Annotated in this window: 14 protein-coding genes; 9 read left to right on the top strand and 5 right to left on the bottom strand. The window is 72.7% G+C overall.

What is annotated here, in order from left to right:
• Positions 1-4 precede the first annotated feature (4 nt).
• Positions 5-1,492 carry a serine/threonine-protein kinase gene (locus NYO98_RS19190; protein WP_268113409.1) on the top strand — a complete coding sequence of 496 codons (1,488 nt, stop codon included), beginning with the start codon at positions 5-7 and terminating at the stop codon, positions 1,490-1,492.
• A gap of 21 nt (positions 1,493-1,513) precedes the next feature.
• On the opposite strand, the gene NYO98_RS19195 is transcribed toward NYO98_RS19190, so the two are convergent.
• Positions 1,514-2,143 carry a hypothetical protein gene (locus tag NYO98_RS19195; protein WP_268113410.1) on the bottom strand — a complete coding sequence of 210 codons (630 nt, stop codon included), beginning with the start codon at positions 2,141-2,143 and terminating at the stop codon, positions 1,514-1,516.
• Between the two features lie 29 nt (positions 2,144-2,172).
• Positions 2,173-2,826 carry a hypothetical protein gene (locus NYO98_RS19200; RefSeq protein ID WP_268113411.1) on the bottom strand — a complete coding sequence of 218 codons (654 nt, stop codon included), beginning with the start codon at positions 2,824-2,826 and terminating at the stop codon, positions 2,173-2,175.
• A gap of 85 nt (positions 2,827-2,911) precedes the next feature.
• Between NYO98_RS19200 and NYO98_RS19205 the strand changes: the two genes are divergently transcribed.
• Both NYO98_RS19205 and NYO98_RS19210 read left to right on the top strand, forming a co-directional pair.
• On the top strand, positions 2,912-4,141 hold the full coding sequence (locus NYO98_RS19205) for an amidohydrolase family protein (RefSeq protein ID WP_268113412.1): 1,230 nt from the start codon (positions 2,912-2,914) through the stop codon (positions 4,139-4,141).
• Between the two features lie 23 nt (positions 4,142-4,164).
• A complete protein-coding gene (locus NYO98_RS19210) occupies positions 4,165-5,649 on the top strand; it encodes an amidohydrolase (protein ID WP_268113413.1) in 1,485 nt (494 codons plus the stop codon).
• 116 nt (positions 5,650-5,765) lie between these two features.
• Here NYO98_RS19210 and NYO98_RS19215 read toward each other — a convergent pair whose 3' ends face one another.
• Positions 5,766-6,950 carry a helix-turn-helix domain-containing protein gene (locus NYO98_RS19215; RefSeq protein ID WP_268113414.1) on the bottom strand — a complete coding sequence of 395 codons (1,185 nt, stop codon included), beginning with the start codon at positions 6,948-6,950 and terminating at the stop codon, positions 5,766-5,768.
• Between the two features lie 104 nt (positions 6,951-7,054).
• Between NYO98_RS19215 and NYO98_RS19220 the strand changes: the two genes are divergently transcribed.
• The 5 genes from NYO98_RS19220 to NYO98_RS19240 all read left to right on the top strand — a co-directional run bounded on the left by NYO98_RS19220 (position 7,055) and on the right by NYO98_RS19240 (position 14,423).
• Positions 7,055-8,185, top strand: a complete 1,131-nt coding sequence (locus NYO98_RS19220; RefSeq protein WP_268113415.1) for a ferredoxin reductase — start codon at positions 7,055-7,057, stop codon at positions 8,183-8,185.
• Positions 8,186-8,257: 72 nt separating this feature from the next.
• Positions 8,258-9,490 carry a fatty acid desaturase family protein gene (locus NYO98_RS19225; protein WP_268113416.1) on the top strand — a complete coding sequence of 411 codons (1,233 nt, stop codon included), beginning with the start codon at positions 8,258-8,260 and terminating at the stop codon, positions 9,488-9,490.
• Positions 9,491-9,769: 279 nt separating this feature from the next.
• Positions 9,770-11,881, top strand: a complete 2,112-nt coding sequence (locus NYO98_RS19230; protein ID WP_268113417.1) for a carboxypeptidase-like regulatory domain-containing protein — start codon at positions 9,770-9,772, stop codon at positions 11,879-11,881.
• A 706-nt stretch (positions 11,882-12,587) separates the two neighbouring features.
• Complete coding sequence (locus NYO98_RS19235; RefSeq protein WP_268113418.1) at positions 12,588-12,851, top strand: hypothetical protein; 264 nt, start codon at positions 12,588-12,590, stop codon at positions 12,849-12,851.
• Positions 12,852-12,926: 75 nt separating this feature from the next.
• Positions 12,927-14,423 (top strand): hypothetical protein, encoded by a 1,497-nt coding sequence (locus tag NYO98_RS19240; RefSeq protein WP_268113419.1) that lies wholly within the window; start codon positions 12,927-12,929, stop codon positions 14,421-14,423.
• Here the strand turns inward: NYO98_RS19240 and NYO98_RS19245 are convergent.
• Positions 14,420-15,355, bottom strand: a complete 936-nt coding sequence (locus tag NYO98_RS19245; RefSeq protein WP_268113420.1) for an oxidoreductase — start codon at positions 15,353-15,355, stop codon at positions 14,420-14,422. The genes NYO98_RS19240 and NYO98_RS19245 overlap by 4 nt on opposite strands.
• Positions 15,352-16,215 (bottom strand): maleylpyruvate isomerase family mycothiol-dependent enzyme, encoded by an 864-nt coding sequence (locus tag NYO98_RS19250; protein ID WP_268113422.1) that lies wholly within the window; start codon positions 16,213-16,215, stop codon positions 15,352-15,354. Before NYO98_RS19250 ends, NYO98_RS19245 begins: the two co-directional genes overlap by 4 nt.
• A gap of 128 nt (positions 16,216-16,343) precedes the next feature.
• Here NYO98_RS19250 and NYO98_RS19255 point away from each other — a divergent pair, with 128 nt between their 5' ends.
• A complete protein-coding gene (locus NYO98_RS19255) occupies positions 16,344-16,556 on the top strand; it encodes a DUF6458 family protein (protein WP_268113424.1) in 213 nt (70 codons plus the stop codon).
• Positions 16,557-16,561 lie beyond the last annotated feature (5 nt).

Genomic DNA, 16,561 nt, shown 5'->3' on the forward strand with positions numbered 1-16,561 from the left:
CCGGGTGTCCGCTCCCTCCCGCCTCGGTCGTTACCCGGTGCGCCGCCGCATCGGCTCGGGAGCGTTCGCGACCGTGTGGCTGGCCTACGACGAGCACCTCGACAGCGCCGTCGCGATCAAGGTCCTGGCGGACAACTGGAGCGGCGACCACCACATCCGCCAGCGCTTCCTGGAGGAGGGCCGCTTCCTCCGCAAGGTCGAGTCGCCGCACGTCGTGACCGTCTACGACGCAGGCGAGCTGGAGGACGAGCGCCCCTACCTCGTGATGGCGTACGCCGACCAGGGCACGCTGGCCGACCTCATCGAGCTCTCGCCCCTGACGCGCCCGCAGGCGGTGTCGGTGATCACCCAGGTCGGTCGCGGGCTGACCGCCCTCCACGACCGCGGGGTGCTGCACCGCGACGTCAAGCCCGCCAACGTGCTGTTCCGCACCGTGGAGAACGGGCGGGGCGCGCACATCGTGGCGATGCTCGGCGACCTCGGCCTGGGCAAGGCGATGGACATGTCCTCACGGCTCACGATGGCTGGCGGCACGCCCTCCTACGTCGCGCCCGAGCAGGCCCTCGGCGAGGGGCTGGACGCGCGCGCCGACCAGTTCTCGCTCGCCGCCCTGAGCTACCACCTGCTGACCGGGCGGCAGCCCTACGCCCACGCCAGCCTCGCGGCCGCCGAGGACCCTGCTCCGCCCCCGCCGATGGAGATCGACGATCCCGCCGTCGAGGAGGTCGTCCTCCGCGGCCTCGCCAAGGACCGCGACGACCGGTTCCCCGACGTCGCGGCGTTCACGGCGGCCCTCGTGGAGGCCGTCGGCGAGCCCGCGGACGCGGCGCCGCCGGCCTGGATCCCGCCCGACCCCGAGCTGACGCGCGCGGCCGCCGGCACCGAGACGCTGGGCCCGTCGACCGGCCCGTCGACCGGCGCGAGGACCGGGACGGCCGGTGGCCCGGTCCGGTCGCAGCGGCGCCATCGCCGGTGGCCGTGGGTCGCGGCGGCCGTCCTGGCCCTGCTCACGGGGACCGGCGCCGGGTGGGCGCTCGAGCGCACCGGGACCTCCGAGCGCACGGTCAAGGACGTGACCGGCGCGATCTTCGTGACCGTGCCCGATTCCTGGACCAGGCAGGTCGACCCCGAGCAGTGGGTCCCCTTCGAGGACCGGCCCGAGCAGGCGTCCATCGCGGCCGGCACCCGGTCGGGCTGGAACTCCGACGACGAGCCCGGCGAGGGCGTCTTCGTCGGCGTCCTCCCGGGCGACAAGCTGCCCTCGCGCGTGCCGGGCCACGCCGCGTGCCCGATCCAGCGCGGGCCCTACTTCGACGAGAAGGAGGGCGACCAGTTCATGACCGTCTTCTTCAGCGGCTGCCCCGGCGTCGACTTCATGGTCGAGCGCATCGTCCGGGTCAACCAGAACCAGCTGCTCTGGATCCAGATCCGCGCCGATGACAGCCCCACCGCCAGGCGGGTGCTCGACTCCGTGCGGGCCTCGGGCCTCTGAGGCGCGCCGCAACCAGTCCGGTCAGCCGAGCCGGATGCCCGACCCCACCCGGGCGATGAGGCTGGCCATGCCCGGGTCGTCGGCCTCGCGGCCGGTGACCGCGATCTCGACCTGGGCGTTGTCGCCGCCGGTCAGGTCGAGCCACCGCAGGTGGCCGTGGCGCAGGTGGTTGGAGGTGACGAAGGAGAAGTGCAGGCTGTCCCTGGTCTGCCCGAGCACCTCGACGTTGCTCTCGTCCTCACGGAGCTCGTCCACGCGGCGGTCGAGCGTCCACTCGATCGAGCGGCGGTTGCTCAGCACCTGCTCGACCCGCAGGACGTAGCCGAAGTCGGGCTGGTCGGGCGGTCGCCACTGCCACTCGTTGAGCGAGTTCTCGGAGAACGACCAGCCCTTCGGCACCGGCAGCGTCATGCGGAAGTCGCCCGCACCGACCGTCTGCGGCTCCAGGGGTATCCCCTCCGCGAGCGCCGGGGTGCGGGGATCGGGCAGCAGCTCGGGAACGGGGTCGACGGGCAGGCTGGGCGAGGCGGGCACCGGCACGGCCGTGCCGTCGCCGGTCGGGTTCTCGCCGAGCACCCAGGACGCGCCGAACCCCGCCGCGACCCCGATGGCGAGCAGCAGCGCGAGCACTGCCGTCCCCCGCCAGTTCACGGCGACAACCTAGCCCGGGGGAGGTGGGCTCAACCGACGGGCCCGCCGCCCGAGCCCTGCATCCCCTCGGCCACCCTGCGGATCAGGTCGCGCGTCCCCGGGACGTCGCGCTCGCGGCCGTGGACCACGATCTCGACGTCGGCCTGGCCGCTGGCGTCGAGGTCGAGCCAGCGCATGAAGCTGTGCCGGGCGTTGCCCTCGTTGCTGCGGTAGGTGTACTCGAGCGTCTCGGCGCCGCGGTCGACGATCACGACGTCGTCCTGCTCGTCGCGCAGCCGCTCGATGCGGATGTTGATGGCGTCCTCGATGGTGATGTCCTGGCTGTTGATCTGCTCGATCCGCATCACGTAGGTGTTGTTGGACGTGCCGGGCCGCTTCCACTTCCACTCGTTGCTGGCGTTGGCGTTGGTGCTCCACCCGGCGGGCGCGGGGAAGGTGATCTCGAACTTGCCGGTGCCGACCTTCTGCGGCGCCATCGCGATGCCGGGCTCGAGGGGCGGGTCGGTCGGGTCGGGGACGGGCGGCTTGGGTGCCTCGACCGGCATCTCCGGTGCCCGAGCGGGCACCGGCGCGGCCACGCCCGAGCCGATGGAGCCCTCGCGGCTCTGCGCGGACGCGGCGTAGCCGCCCCCGGCTCCGATCGCCAGGAGCACGACCAGTACCGCAGGCCCCCGCCACTCCACCCCCTCATCATGTCAGCCGGGCGGGTGGTCTGGTCCAGCGAGCCGCGCCGGTGCGCCGTCGGCCGCCCGGGCGCACCATCGGGAGATGGTCACGCGGTGGGCGTTGCGGGCAGGACGGGCGTTCGACGGGGAGCGGTTCCTGCCGGGCGGCGCGACGGTGCTCGTGGAGGGTGACCGCATCGTCGGCGTGGAGCCGGGCGGCTTCCGCCCGCCGGACGACGTACCGGTCACCGACGTCGACGGCACCCTCCTGCCCGGCCTCGTCGACTGCCACGTCCACCTCGTCGCGTCGGGGGCCTTCCCCGGGACACCCGGGAGCCTGGAGTGGGCTGGCACGGCCGCGCCCGAGGCGGTGGACGGGGTGGTGACGGCCAGCCTGCGCGCGCAGGTCGCGGCGGGGGTGACCACCGTCCGCGACCTCGGCGACGTCGACTACCGCGTGCTCCACCACCGGGGCCGGGAGGGTGAGGGGCTGCCGCGGGTGGTGGCCGCGGGCCCGCCGATCACGATCCCGCTGGGGCACTGCCACTTCCTCGGCGGCGACATCGACACCGACGACCCCGCGGCGCTGCACGGCGCGATCGCGCAGCGGGTCGAGCGGGGTGTCGACCTGGTGAAGGTGATGGCGAGCGGGGGCTTCCTGACGCCGGGTAGCGACCAGCTCGGCGCCCAGTTCGACGTCGCGCCGCTGCGCACGATGGTCGACGCCGCCCACGCAGCCGGGCTCCGGGTCGTCGCCCACACCCACTCCGTCGCCGGTGCGGAGGTCGCGCTCGCGGCCGGCGCCGACGGGATCGAGCACTTCACCTGCCTCGACGAGGGCGGGGCCGGGGCGTCGCCCGAGCTCCTGGCCCGGGTCGCGGCCGCCGGGGCCACCGTGTGCCCGACCCTGGGCAACGACCCCTCCCGGTTCCCGCCGGTGTCGGCGATGCCGCCGCACATCCTCGAGATGCTCGCGCGCCTCGGCATCACCGATCGCGACGAGCACTTCGCGCAGGTGGCGCGCAACGCCGGTGTGCTGCGCGCCCACGGCATCCGCGTCGTCTCCGGGCTCGACGCAGGAGCGATGCCCGCCAAGCCGCACGGGCACCTGTGGCGCTCGATCGGCGAGCTCGTGGTCGGGGGCTGGCCGGTCGACGAGGCCCTGGCGACCGCCACCTCCGTCGCCGCCGAGGACTGCGGCGTCGACGCCGGCCGCCTCGCGACCGGTCGGCTCGCCGACCTGCTCGTCGTCGACGGCGACGTCTCCGCCGACGTCACCGCGCTCTCGCGGCCCACGGCGGTGTGGGTGGGCGGGGTCGCCGCCGAGCGGTGAGCCCCACCTCCTACGGTGGCCTCGTGCTCATCCGCAACGCCCGCCTCGTCGCCGTCACTGAGGCCGTCCCGGGACTCGTCGACGTACGCCTCGACGGCGGTCGCGTGGTCGAGGTCGGTGCGTCCCTGCGCGGCGAGGAGACGTCGTACGACGCCGGCGGGCGCTGGCTGGCGCCCGGGCTCTGGGACCAGCACGTCCACCTCGGCCAGTGGACGCTCGCGTCCGCGCGCCTCGACCTCGGCCCCGCCCGGTCCAGCGCCGAGGCCGTCGCGCTCGTGCGGCAGAGGCTCGAGGAGTGGCCCGACCTGCCCGTCATCGGGTGGGGGCACCGCCCGACCGCGTGGCCGGACAATCCCACGGTCTCGGACCTCGACGCCATCGGCTCCGACCAGCCGATCGTCCTGATCGCCGGCGACGGGCACCACGGCTGGCTCAACACCGTCGCGCTCCACGCGCTCGCCCTGCCGATCCGCGACAGCGTGGTCAGCGAGGCCGAGTGGTTCATGGCCTACGGCCGGCTGGCGTCCGTGCTCGGCCAGGACGGCACCGGCCCCGACGCCTACCGGCGCTCGATGGAGGCCGCGGCCGCGCAGGGCGTGGTGGGGCTCGTCGACCTCGAGTTCAGCGGCGGCGTCGCCGACTGGGTCGAGCGGTGGGGCGGCGGCGCCGACCTGCTGCGGATCCGGCACGCGTGCTACGCCGACGGTCTGGACGACGTCCTGGCCCGCGGCCTGCGCTCCGGTGACCCGCTCGCCGACGACCCGCGCCTGACGATGGGGCCGCTCAAGATCATCAGCGACGGCTCGCTCAACACCCGCACCGCCTGGTGCTGCGAGCCCTACGCGGAGAAGGCCGTCCCCGGCTTCGAGGAGGGGCAGCCCAACCAGAGCCCGGACGAGCTCCGGGGGCTGCTGGCCCGCGCCGCGGCCGGTGGGCTCGAGGTCGCGGTGCACGCCATCGGCGACCGCGCGGTCACCGAGGCGCTCGCCGCCTTCGAGGACACCGGCGCCCGCGGCGGCATCGAGCACGTGCAGCTCACGACCCGCGACGACGTACGCCGCATGGCGCGCCTCGGCGTCCGCGCGAGCGTGCAGCCCGCGCACCTGCTCGACGACCGCGACGTCACCGAGCGGCTCTGGCCCGGCCGCGCGGAGCGCTGCTTCCCCCTGCGGTGGATGCTCGACGACGGTGTCGACGTCGTCCTCGGCTCCGACGCCCCGGTCTCGCCGCTGGACCCGTGGCTGGCCATCGCCAGCGCGGTCCACCGCTCCGGCGACGACCGCGAGCCGTGGCACCCTGAGCAGTCGATCACCGCCCGGGAGGCCCTCGTGGCCTCGACCGACGGCTGGGGCACCGTCGCGGCCGGGCACCCGGCCGACCTGGTGCTCCTCGACGCCGACCCCCTCGACGGGGCGTCGGACCGCGAGCACGCCACGCGCCTGAGGTCCTTCGCCGACCACGTGGTCGAGACCTGGGTCGCCGGCGCGACGGCGTACTCCCGCTCCTGAATGCCCGGGCTGCCCGGCTGTCCGGCGGTAACGCCGGGTTACTGCGGGTACCCACGGGGGTGCTCCACCGTGGGTACCACCCGTAACCCGGCGTTACAAGGGCCGCGGGCGGAGCTTCAGGCGAGCGCGAGCGTCGCGTCGAGCACGAAGGCCGGGTCCTCGAGCCGGTCGCCGTAGATCTCCCGGAGCTGGCCCACGCGGTAGCGCACGGTCTGGGCGTGGACGAACAGCTCCTCGGCGACCGCGTCGCGGCGGCCGTGGTTGAGGAGCCAGCTGCGGAGCGTGTCGGTCAGCTTCTCGGCGGTCGACGGACGCAGCTCGGCGAGCGGGGCGAGCACGCGTGCGCGCAGGTCGTCGCGGGCGGAGGGGTCGGCGGCCAGCACGAGCGCGGCGAGGTGCTCCTCGGAGTCGACGAGGCCCTCGACACCCAGGGCGGCACAGCGCAGCGCCCGGCGGTACGACGCCAGCGCCTCCAGCCAGGTCACGCCGGGGCCGACGACGGCGTCCGTGCCGCGCAGGGACTGCAGCAGCGTGCGCCGCGCGGTCGCCGACCCGGTGCTGGGGAAGAGAAGGAGGGCGTGGCCCTCGGGCAGGCCGGCCACGTCGTCGGTGGGCTGGAGCGTGCGCGGGTCGAGCGCGGTCAGGGCGTGCGAGACCTGCGACTCGGGCAGCACCACCGCCGTCAGCACGGCGGGCGGCTCCCAGTCGGCGCGCTCGGCCGCGGCGCTGACGGCGTCGGCCGGGGCGCCGGTGAGCAGGGCGCGGGCGAGGCGCTCGAGGTTGCGCTGGCGGACGCGGCCGCTGCTCTCGAGCTCGTCGGTGTGCCCGGCGACCGAGGCGGCCGACAGCTCGTCGATGTAGGCGAAGACCAGCTCCGCGAAGCGGGCGAGCTGCTCGGCCTCGATCCCGGCCTCCACCGCCGCGTCGGCCATGTCGCGCCAGGAGGTGCGGGCGCCGACGCGGTAGGCCGCGAGCAGCGCCTCGACCGTGCGTCCGCTGCGGGCCTCGCCCCGGCCGAGCTGGTAGGCGCCCTCGATCGCGGGGGCCTTCGGGGGCGCCTTGCCGACCTCCCGGGTCGCCAGGGTCAGGAAGCCGCCGAGCGCGAGCTGGACCGCGTTGCGGATCACCTCGCCCATCCGCCCGCTGAACGCGCCGGCATAGCTGGGGACCTCGTCGATGATGGTGAGGACGACCCGGTCCGCGACCTCGGCGAGCCGCGAGCGCAGCGCCTCGGCCACGGTCGGGTCGAGACCGACCACGGTCTCCATTTGTGTGGCGGGGCGCACGTCTCGGCCAGACATCGCGGCTCCTGGGGGGTTGTTTTGTTCGCGACGAACAAGAGTCTAGTCCCGATTCACGTGCCCAGAGCAGGAAGATCCGCCGCTGATCGGGGAGATTGAGTGTCATGACCACGACTCTCGAGCCGCCCACCAGCGGCAGCGCCCGGAGCCGTCGACTGGCCGACCAGCTCGTGCGCGTCGCCGAGGCGGCCACCACGCCCTACCTGCCGTCCGACTTCATGGACCTCTTCGCGCCCCTGCGCTCCGGCGCCGACCTGCGCGGACGCATCGAGTCGGTGCACCCCGAGACCGCGGACGCCGCGACCATCGTCATCCGCCCCGGCGCCGACTGGGCCGGCCACGTGCCCGGCCAGTACCTCCGTATCGGCATCGACGTCGACGGCGTACGCCAGTGGCGCGCCTACTCGCTCACGCACGGCCCGCGCCGCGACGGGCGCATCTCCATCACGGTCAAGGCCGTCCCCGACGGCCTGGTCAGCAACCACCTCGTCCACGAGGCGCGACCGGGCACCCTGGTCCACCTCGAGCAGGCCGCCGGCGAGTTCGTGCTCCCGCCCGCGGGCGGCAAGTTCCTGATGGTCACCGCCGGATCGGGCATCACGCCGGTGATCGGGATGCTCCGCAACCTCTTCCCGAGCACCGACGAGGGCGTCCTCCGGCCGACCCGCAGCGCCGACCACGACATCGTGGTCGTCCACGTCGCGCCGAGCCACCCCCACTCGATCTTCATCCGCGACCTCGAGGCGCTCGACGCCGCCGGTGTGATCCGCCTCGTCGCTCGCTACGACGACGAGCACGGCGTCCTCGACGTGGACCACCTGACCGACCTCGTCCCCGACCTCGCCGAGCGCCAGACCCTCGCCTGCGGACCGGCCGGCCTCCTCGACGCCTTGGCCGCGCACCACGACGCAGCGGGCCTGAGCCTGACCACCGAGCAGTTCCGCACCGCCCGCGTCGAGCCCGGCGACGGCGGCACCGTCACCTTCAGCTCCGGCACCACGCTCGACCTCGACGGTGCGACGCCCATCCTCGACGCCGCCGAGGACGCCGGGATGCTGATGCCGAGCGGCTGCCGGATGGGGATCTGCATGGGCTGCGTCATCCCGCTGCGTGAAGGCAGCGTGCGCGACCTCCGCAACGGCGCGATCACCACCGCCGTCCCCGGTGAGACCGGCGACATCAAGGTGCAGACCTGCATCAACGCCGCAGCCGGCCCCTGCCACATCGACCACTGACGCCCACCCCCGACCCGGTCTCGTGACGGTCGCAGAGCGACCTCCTCGACCAGCGCAACGGAAGGAACCCCGATGACCACGATCCAGAAGAAGGCCGTCCTCGGCCAGACCAGCCCGATCGCCCACCTCACCGATGCCGACATCGAGCAGATCGGCATCGAGCTCGATGCCATCCGCCAGGACGTCCTCGACGACCGCGGCGCCAGCGACGCGGCGTACATCCGACGGGTCATCGACACCCAGCGCAAGATCGAGCTCGGCTCGCGCGCGGTGCTGCTGTTCAGCGCGTTCCCGCCGGCGTGGATCCTCGGCACCGCCGGCCTGAGCATCTCCAAGATCCTCGACAACATGGAGATCGGCCACAACATCCTCCACGGCCAGTGGGACTGGATGCGTGACCCCAAGATCCACTCCTCGACCTGGGAGTGGGACATGGCCTCGCCCGCCGAGCAGTGGAAGCACAGCCACAACGAGCTCCACCACACCTACACCAACGTCATCGGCAAGGACAACGACCTCGGCTACGGCATCATGCGCGTCGACGAGGACCAGACCTGGACCCCGGCCTCCCTCGCGCAGCCGCTCTTCTGCTTCATCAACGCGGTCTTCTTCGAGTACGGCATCGCCGCCTACGACCTCGAGCTCGGCTCGGTGATCAAGAAGAAGCAGACCAAGGACCCCGACTTCCGCCGTCGTGCCAAGCAGGTGCTGGGCAAGATCCGCAAGCAGGCCACCAAGGACTACGTCGTCCACCCGGCGCTGTCGATCCCGACCGGCTCCTTCCTCCCGACCCTCGCGGCCAACTTCACCGCCAACGTCGTGCGCAACCTCTGGTCCAACTCCGTGATCCTCTGCGGCCACTTCCCCGAGGGCGTCGAGACCTTCGAGAAGCGCTCGATCGAGGGTGAGACCAAGGGCGAGTGGTACGTCCGGCAGATGCTCGGCAGCGCCAACATCTCCGGCTCGAAGTTCCTCCACCTGATGACCGGCAACCTGTCGCACCAGATCGAGCACCACCTCTTCCCGGACCTGCCGTCCAACCGCTACGCCGAGATCGCGCCCAAGGTGAAGGCCCTCTTCGACAAGTACGACCTCACCTACTGCGCGCGCCCGATGGTCCCCCAGGTCGCGTCGGCCTGGCACAAGGTCATCCGTCTGTCGCTGCCCAACGGCTGGCTCGCGACGACGAACACGAAGAACGCGCCCCAGCAGCTCGCCGTCCTCTACAAGATGGCCACCGGCGACCGCCGCACCCGCCGCCTGCTCGGCCGCAAGCTCGAGAGCGAGGCGCGGGCAGCCGCCTGACCCACTCGATCGCTCGGAAGACCCCCCGTACGGGGGGTCTTTCCGATTTGCGACCTCCCATGACGTCGTTCGTTCGTAAGGTATGCCTTGACGCAGCCGTGGGGGCTGCCTATCTGGGGGTCATTCTTGCGCGCTCTATGCCGGTCGCTGCTGATGTCTGTCGGTATGTTGCTGGTCGTCACTTCTGGCACCTCTCTGATGCCCGCCCACGCCAGTGGAGCAGGTGCGATCAGCGGTTTGGTGACCGGGCAGGGTGGCGCCGGCCTAGTCGGGATCGAGGTGACCCTGTACGCGTACGAGGTCCCGTACGGCTGGCAGGCGCGGACGTCAGTGACCACTTCGGGCGGCGGTGTCTACGAGTTCGGCGGGCTCGCGGACGCGCGCTACAGGGTCTGCTTCCGGGATCCCTCCAATGACCACCTCTACGAGTGTTGGGACGACCGTTCGTCGGTGACGGAGTCTGCGGACATCGAGGTGTCGAACGGTCAGGCTGTGTCGATGGTCAGTGCAACTCTCACGGTGGCTGGCCGGATCGCGGGACGCGTGACGAACTCTGCTGGTACGGGACTCGCTTACATGGACGTCACGGTGCGGCGCAAGGCTCCCAACGGCAGCTACTTTGACTACGCCGGCTCCGCGCGGACCGTCCAGGACGGGTACTTCGAGGTGGCGGGTCTCAAGCCGGGCATCTACCGGGTCTGCTACTCCGACTATGGGTCGACGTACGTGTCGGAGTGCTGGGATGATGCGCCCACGGTCGAGCAAGCCAGCGACGTCACCGTCCAGGAGGGGCAAACGACCGAGGCCATCGATGGCGTGATGGCGAAGGAGGGTCGCATCGCTGGGCGGGCGGTCGACATCGCAGGTGCTGGCGTAGCGAACCTCGCGGTGCACGTCTATCAGAGGACGAGTGGCGGCAGTTCGTGGAGCATCCCGCGCAGCGGACAGACAGATTCCTCGGGCCGCTACGACATTGGAGGCTTGGCAGCCGGAACCTACCGCGTGTGCTTCCAAGACCAATCGATGCAGTTCCTCTCGGAGTGCTGGGACGACGCAGCGACGGTCAACGACGCCGTGAACATAGTCGTGACCGAAGGTGTCCGGGTTGCGGATAAGGATGCTGTGCTCGCTCGTTCGGGGCGGATCTCCGGCACGCTCACCGACAAGGACGGGCTCCGGCTCGCAGCGCTGAACGTCACGTTGCACCGCAAGGGTGCCGGGTCTCCCGCCTGGGTCTACGCCGGCAGTACCGGCACCGACACCGAGGGTACCTACGAGTTCCGCGGCCTGCTTCCGGGCATCTACCGGATCTGCTTCACGCAGTACAACCTCGCGTACGTGGGAGAGTGCTGGAACGACAAGCCCACGGTCGACCTCGCGGATGACATCGTCGTCGCTGACGGTGCCAACGTGTCCGGCCGGAACGCGGTCATTGCTCGGTACTCGGCGATCACCGGGACTGTGACTGACAAGGCCGGGACGCCTCTGGCGAGTGCTTACGTAACCGCGTATACCAAGGACGCGGCTACTGGGAATTGGACGTACGCAAGGGGAGAGGCCACCAACTCCCAGGGCCAGTACGCCCTGCGTGAGCTTCGTGCCAACACGTACCGAGTGTGCTTCTCATACCGCAAGCCGGAGTTCAACGTAGACGAGTGCTGGACAGACAAGCCGCGCGTCGAACAGGCGAATGACATCTTGGTTCCGGTCGACACGACCGTGTCGGACATCGATGCTGTGCTTCCGACCGAGCGCTACAAGAACGTGGTGGCTCCGACGGTGAGCGGGACGCCCCAGGTGGGCAAGCCGCTGACCGTGTCGCCCGGCGTGTGGACGCCTTCCGGAGCGTCGTTCGAGTACCTCTGGGAGGTCGGGAGCGGGACGCTCCAGGACGTCACGGGCGACACCTTCACGCCGCGCGTGGGCGACGTGGGCAAGGACGTCGGCGTGTGGGTGACGGCCGTGGGCGAGGCTGCGCCCGGCTACTCCTACTACGTCTACGTGGGCGAGGTCGAAGCGGCGCCTGCCCCGACGCCCACGCCCACGCCGACCCCCGCCCCGGCCCCGGCCCCGGCCCCCGCCCCGGCCCCGGCCCCGGCCCCCGCTCCGAGCGTCGCGTCGCAGCTGACGCAGGTGGCCGAGGACCTCGAGGTCGCGGGCAAGCCGAAGGTGGGCAGGACGATCAAGGTCGCCAACCTCCTCTCCCAGATGCGGACGACGATCGCCTACCGGTTCCAGTGGTACGCCGGCAGCGCGAAGATCAAGAAGGCGACGACGTCCAAGCTCAAGGTGACCAAGGCGTTGAAGGGCAAGGTCCTCAAGGTGAAGGTCACCCTGTCGGCGAGCGGTGCGACGAAGGTCGTCACGCTGAAGGTCGGCAAGGTCGTCTGACGTCCCAACACGAGGAGGGGTGGTCGCGCGGCGGGGCTGCCGCGGGGCCACCCCTTTCGCGTGCCGGTCAACCTGGTCTGGACCTCGGTAGAAACACTGATGTATCAGAACGGCCTCAGGAGCATCCTTCTTGTCGTGAGCACTCGAAACGGGGAGAACGAGATGACCACGAGCACCACCAGGGTGACCAGCACGTCGGGCGTGGCCCGATGATCCGCATCGGCTCCGTGGGGGAGCCCGGGTCCGACGTCAGCGCTGAGGCGCGGCCGTCGGTGCCGCGGCCGCGAGCCACCGTGGACGGGGGATCCACGGTTCGCCAGCCGGTCGCCTGACAACGCGAGACCGACAGCACAGGGGATTGCCGGTCAGGGCCGGAGGTCGCACGACGAGAGTCGTGGGATCTCCGGCCTTCGTGCGTCCAGGGAGCGGGCAGGCGCCGACACCATGCAGGCAGTTCGCGCGCCGAGGCGCGCGGCCGAGCGTGGAGTCCGTAGATCGACGCGCGAACTGCCTGCAGGGTGCTCGATATCGACCGGACCGGAGCGGCGGTCAAGGTTCCACGGGTCTCGGCCCGCCTGGTCTGGACCGTCTCCCGAAGGGTTCTCCCAGACTTCCACGAGTAAAGGAAGTCCGACGGCGCCGCTCCTAGTGTCCTCGGCAGACGGTCCGTGGGGGGCCGTCAGGTGGAGAAAGAAGGAGTCCGCCGATGAAGCACGACCGAGACACCCAGGGGATCGATCTCACCGGCCGCATCAAGTCGCTCGAGCAGTTCACCGGCTCGCTGGTCGCCCGGCCACAGGCCGGACCGACCGACGGCCCCGACGCCGACGTCATCCCGATCCACGAGGCGCCGCGCTCGCGCGTGCCGCTGCCCCGACGATCGCGCGTCTTCCTCCGCAGCGGGAGCGGCCATGGCTCGTTCGCCGACCTCACCGTGACCGCGCCCCTGCCGCGCGGGTCCGCCGACTGACCGTGTGACGCACGCGTCGGGGCGTCGCCGATGCGCCTCCCGGTGTGACGGGTGGGACTCACCTAGAGTCGCCCGGTGGTCTGGCTGGTCGGCGCGCTGCTGCTGCTGTGGGTCGTGCAGGGACCTGTCGTGCTGGTCCTCGCCGCCGCGCTGCTCGCCGTCCCGCGGGTCCGCTGGTGGGTCCAGGACCGAGCCCGCATCAGTCGCCGCGTCGTGACCTGGACCGCAGCTTCCGCCGCGATCGTCGGCCTCGGGGTCGTGGTCGTCCCGGACGGCTGGCTGCCGATCCCGCCGGCCCCGGGCGCCTGGGCCGGTCCGTCGTACGTCGGCCGCCCGGCCTCGCCCCACCCGGTGCCGGCCGAGGAGGTCCCGCCGAACCCCCATCGCCTCGCCGGTGAGCCGGCCGACAGGCCGGGGCCGCTCGGCCACCAGCCCGAGGTCGACACGGCGTGGTTCGGCCTCCAGCGGTGCGGCCGGCTCGAGCAGACCGCGAACGGCCTCCTCGTCGCCCTCTGCGCGGCGGGCGACGACCGCGCCCTCCGCGTCGTCGACCCCCAGACCCTGCGGCCGGTGGCGTCGCAGGACCTGCCCGCCCTGCCGGAGGGCGCGCCCTGCGACGGCGAGTCCTTCTACCTCGACGACGCCGAGCGGGCCGTCCTCGGCACGGGCGAACGCCAGGTCATCGCCGTACGCACGTCCAGCGAGGGTGAGCCCGGCCTCGCGACCGACGCCACCTGGGACCTCAAGCCCTACGTGCCGTACGGCGACTGCCTGGTCTCCGTCGCGCCGGACTGGTCGGGCCGCATCTGGTGGGCCTCCCATGCCGGGCTCGTCGGGACGGTCGACCCGGCCACCGGCCAGGTGGGCGTCGTCGACCTCGGTGAGGACGTCCGGCACGACGTCGCCGTCGACGCCGCTGCCGCGTACGTCGTGACCGACGAGGCCGTGCACCGCCTGGTCGTCGGCGGCGACGGCACCCCGCAGGAGACCTGGCGGAGCGAGTACGAAGGCGTCAGCGGCTCCGCGCCGGTGCTGGTCGACCGGGGGACCGTCGCCATCACCGACGAGGTCGAGGACCGGATGGGCGTGCGGTTCCTCGCGCGCGACGACGGCCGGACGGTCTGCCGGCAGTCCGTCTTCGAGCAGGGGGCGACCCGCAGCACCCTCGCCGACCTCGGTGCCGGGGTGGTCGTGTCCAACGACGGTGGCTACGCGTCGTCGCGCCTCGCGCTGCTGGGCTTCACCGCCGGCTCGGGAGTCGCGCGGGTCGACCTCACCGACGACGGGTGCGGGGTCACGTGGAGCACCGAGTCCGTCTCGCCGGCGTCCGGTGCGGTCGTCAGCCGGCCCAACGGCCTCCTCTACGCCTGGACCAAGCGCCCGTCGCTGACCGGCGTCAGCGCGTGGTACCTCACCGCGATCGATGCCGACTCCGGTCGCCGGCGCTGGGAGGTGCGCACCGGCACCGGGCTGCTCGCCGGGAGCGGCGGGTCGACGGTCGTGCTCGGCCGCGACGGCGCGGCGTACGTCGGCACCAGGTCCGGGCTGGTCCGGGTGCGCGACCGCCGCTAGGGCACCGTCGGCCAGGCGAGCCCGACCGTCGCCTCGCTGGTCTCCCACAGCCGTCGCTGCGCCACCTCGTCCCGGGCGAGTCGCGCGGTGCCGACGACCTGCGGCGGACCGGATGCCTCGCCGGGGCCGCTCGGCCCGACGTAGGTCGCACCCGGGAGGTCGGCGGTGGCCGCCATCAGCGTCGGCAGCGCGCCCGCCGCGGCGGACTGCGAGACCAGCTTGACCGCGCCGTCGAGGATCGCCGCCCGCCGCCCGCGCGTGGTCCCGAGGTGTCCGTTGACGGCCAGGTGCGTGCCGGCGAGCCCGGGGTGCGCGGCGAGCGCGCGCACCGGCGCCCCGGCCCGCCGCAGCCGGCGGTCGAGCTCGAAGGTGAAGAGCAGGTTGGCCAGCTTGGTCTGGCCGTAGACGTGCCACCGGCTGTAGCGGCGCCGGACCCGCGGGTCGCCCACGGGCGCGGACCGCGCGACGCGGTGCATCTGCGACGACAGCGTCACGACGCGGCCGTCACCCGACGCGGCCAGCTGGTCGAGCAGCAGCCCGGTGAGGAGGAACGGGCCGAAGTGGTTCGTCGCCATCTGCGACTCCAGCCCGTCGGCCGTGCGGCGCAGCGGCGGCGCCATGATGCCGGCGTTGTTGACGAGCAGGTGCAGCGGCCCGATCGCCGCGGCAGCCGCCCCGGCGGCCCGGACCGACGCCAGGTCGGACAGGTCGACCACCAGCGCCTCGGTCGAGGCGGCCGGCACCTCGGCGGCGATCGCCTCGGCCGCAGCCGCGATCTTGTCGGGTGTCCGCCCGGCGAGCACCACGCGGGCGCCGTGGCGCGCCAGCTCGAGCGCGGTGTGGAAGCCCAGCCCGCCGAGCGTCGGTCCGGTGACGACGGCGGTGCGACCGGTGAGGTCGCCGATGTCGGCGGTCGACCAGGTCGGGCTCACGGCGTCACACCGAGGGAGGCGACCACGCGCTCGCCGAGCGCGGCGTCGCCCGTGATGCGTACGTCGTCCGCGGCGGCCGCGCGGCGACCGCCGGCCAGCAGCACGAACGTCTCGCGCTCCATGGCGAGGGTGACGGTCGGCTCGCCGTCGTCCGACGTCGCGCGACGGCCACGCCCGTCCTCGCCGACGGCGACGGTCACCGGCGCGTGGCCGGCCACCTCGAGGCGTACGACGGAGCCGACGGGCGCCTGCGCCCGCTTGCCGACGACGTAGGGCAGGCTCTCCATGAGGTAGTCGGCGGTGTGGACCGCGGCCGCCGAGTCGAGGTTGCCGGGCATCGCGAGCGCGCGGCGCACGTCCTGCTCGTGCATCCACACGTCGAGCGGCCGGTTGCGCAGCAGCAGCCCGGTCGTCCACCCGATCGCCCCGAAGGCGCCGGGTGCGGGCGCCGAGGCGTCGGTGGGCGGGTCGGCCAGCAGCTGGGTGTGGCGGGCGGTCGTCGACTCGCGGATCTCGGTGATGAGGTCGTCGGGGGTCTCGTCGCGGCGGGCGAGCACGCCCTGCTCGGTGAACCGGCCCATCGTCCCGCGCGCGTGGGGCGCGTCACCGATCTCGACGTCCTCGTGCGGGCGTCCGGCCAGCAGCGCCTCGAGGTGGGCGGTGTGGGCGGCGACGGCCCGGACGTCCCAGCCGGGCAGGTCGGTCGGGGCCGACCACTGGTCGTCGGCGACGTGCTCGAGCACGCGCGTGAAGGAGTCGACGGCACCCCACCAGAGCGCGATGAGGGCGGCGAGCCGCTCCTGGTCGTCCGCCGCACCGGTGGCGGGTGCTGGCGCAGCGCCAGCCGCGGGATCGGTCATGGGGGAGAGGGTAGGGGACCGGTCTGACGCACCCCGGGGGAGCGGGGTCCCCGTGCACGACGCCGTCCGGCCCTACGCTGCGGGAGGACGTCGGGAACCGGCGGCCGCCCCCTCACGAAGGAGTCGTCATGGGAATCGGACTCGGCATCCTCCTGCTCGTCATCGGCTTGATCCTCCTGTTCGCGGTCAAGGAGTTCCCCGACTCCCTCCAGGAGGTCGTCGACCCGACCACCGTGGGCTGGATCCTCGTGATCGCCGGCGTCCTCGCGCTGGTGCTCGGCCTCGTGATGAACAACCAGCGGTCGAGGACCACCCACGTGGAGGAGCGGCGCGACGTCTGACCCGG

Source organism: Nocardioides pini (assembly GCF_026712185.1).
In the GTDB taxonomy this organism is placed as follows: domain Bacteria; phylum Actinomycetota; class Actinomycetes; order Propionibacteriales; family Nocardioidaceae; genus Nocardioides; species Nocardioides pini.

Excerpts from the sequence above, each read along its gene's own strand:
- NYO98_RS19205 (WP_268113412.1), top strand. The coding sequence starts at position 2,912 with ATGGTCACGCGGTGGGCGTTGCGGGCAGGACGGGCGTTCGACGGGGAG.
- NYO98_RS19215 (WP_268113414.1), bottom strand. The coding sequence starts at position 6,950 with ATGTCTGGCCGAGACGTGCGCCCCGCCACACAAATGGAGACCGTGGTC.
- NYO98_RS19220 (WP_268113415.1), top strand. The coding sequence starts at position 7,055 with ATGACCACGACTCTCGAGCCGCCCACCAGCGGCAGCGCCCGGAGCCGT.
- NYO98_RS19225 (WP_268113416.1), top strand. The coding sequence starts at position 8,258 with ATGACCACGATCCAGAAGAAGGCCGTCCTCGGCCAGACCAGCCCGATC.
- NYO98_RS19235 (WP_268113418.1), top strand. The coding sequence starts at position 12,588 with ATGAAGCACGACCGAGACACCCAGGGGATCGATCTCACCGGCCGCATC.
- NYO98_RS19250 (WP_268113422.1), bottom strand. The coding sequence starts at position 16,215 with ATGACCGATCCCGCGGCTGGCGCTGCGCCAGCACCCGCCACCGGTGCG.
- NYO98_RS19255 (WP_268113424.1), top strand. The coding sequence starts at position 16,344 with ATGGGAATCGGACTCGGCATCCTCCTGCTCGTCATCGGCTTGATCCTC.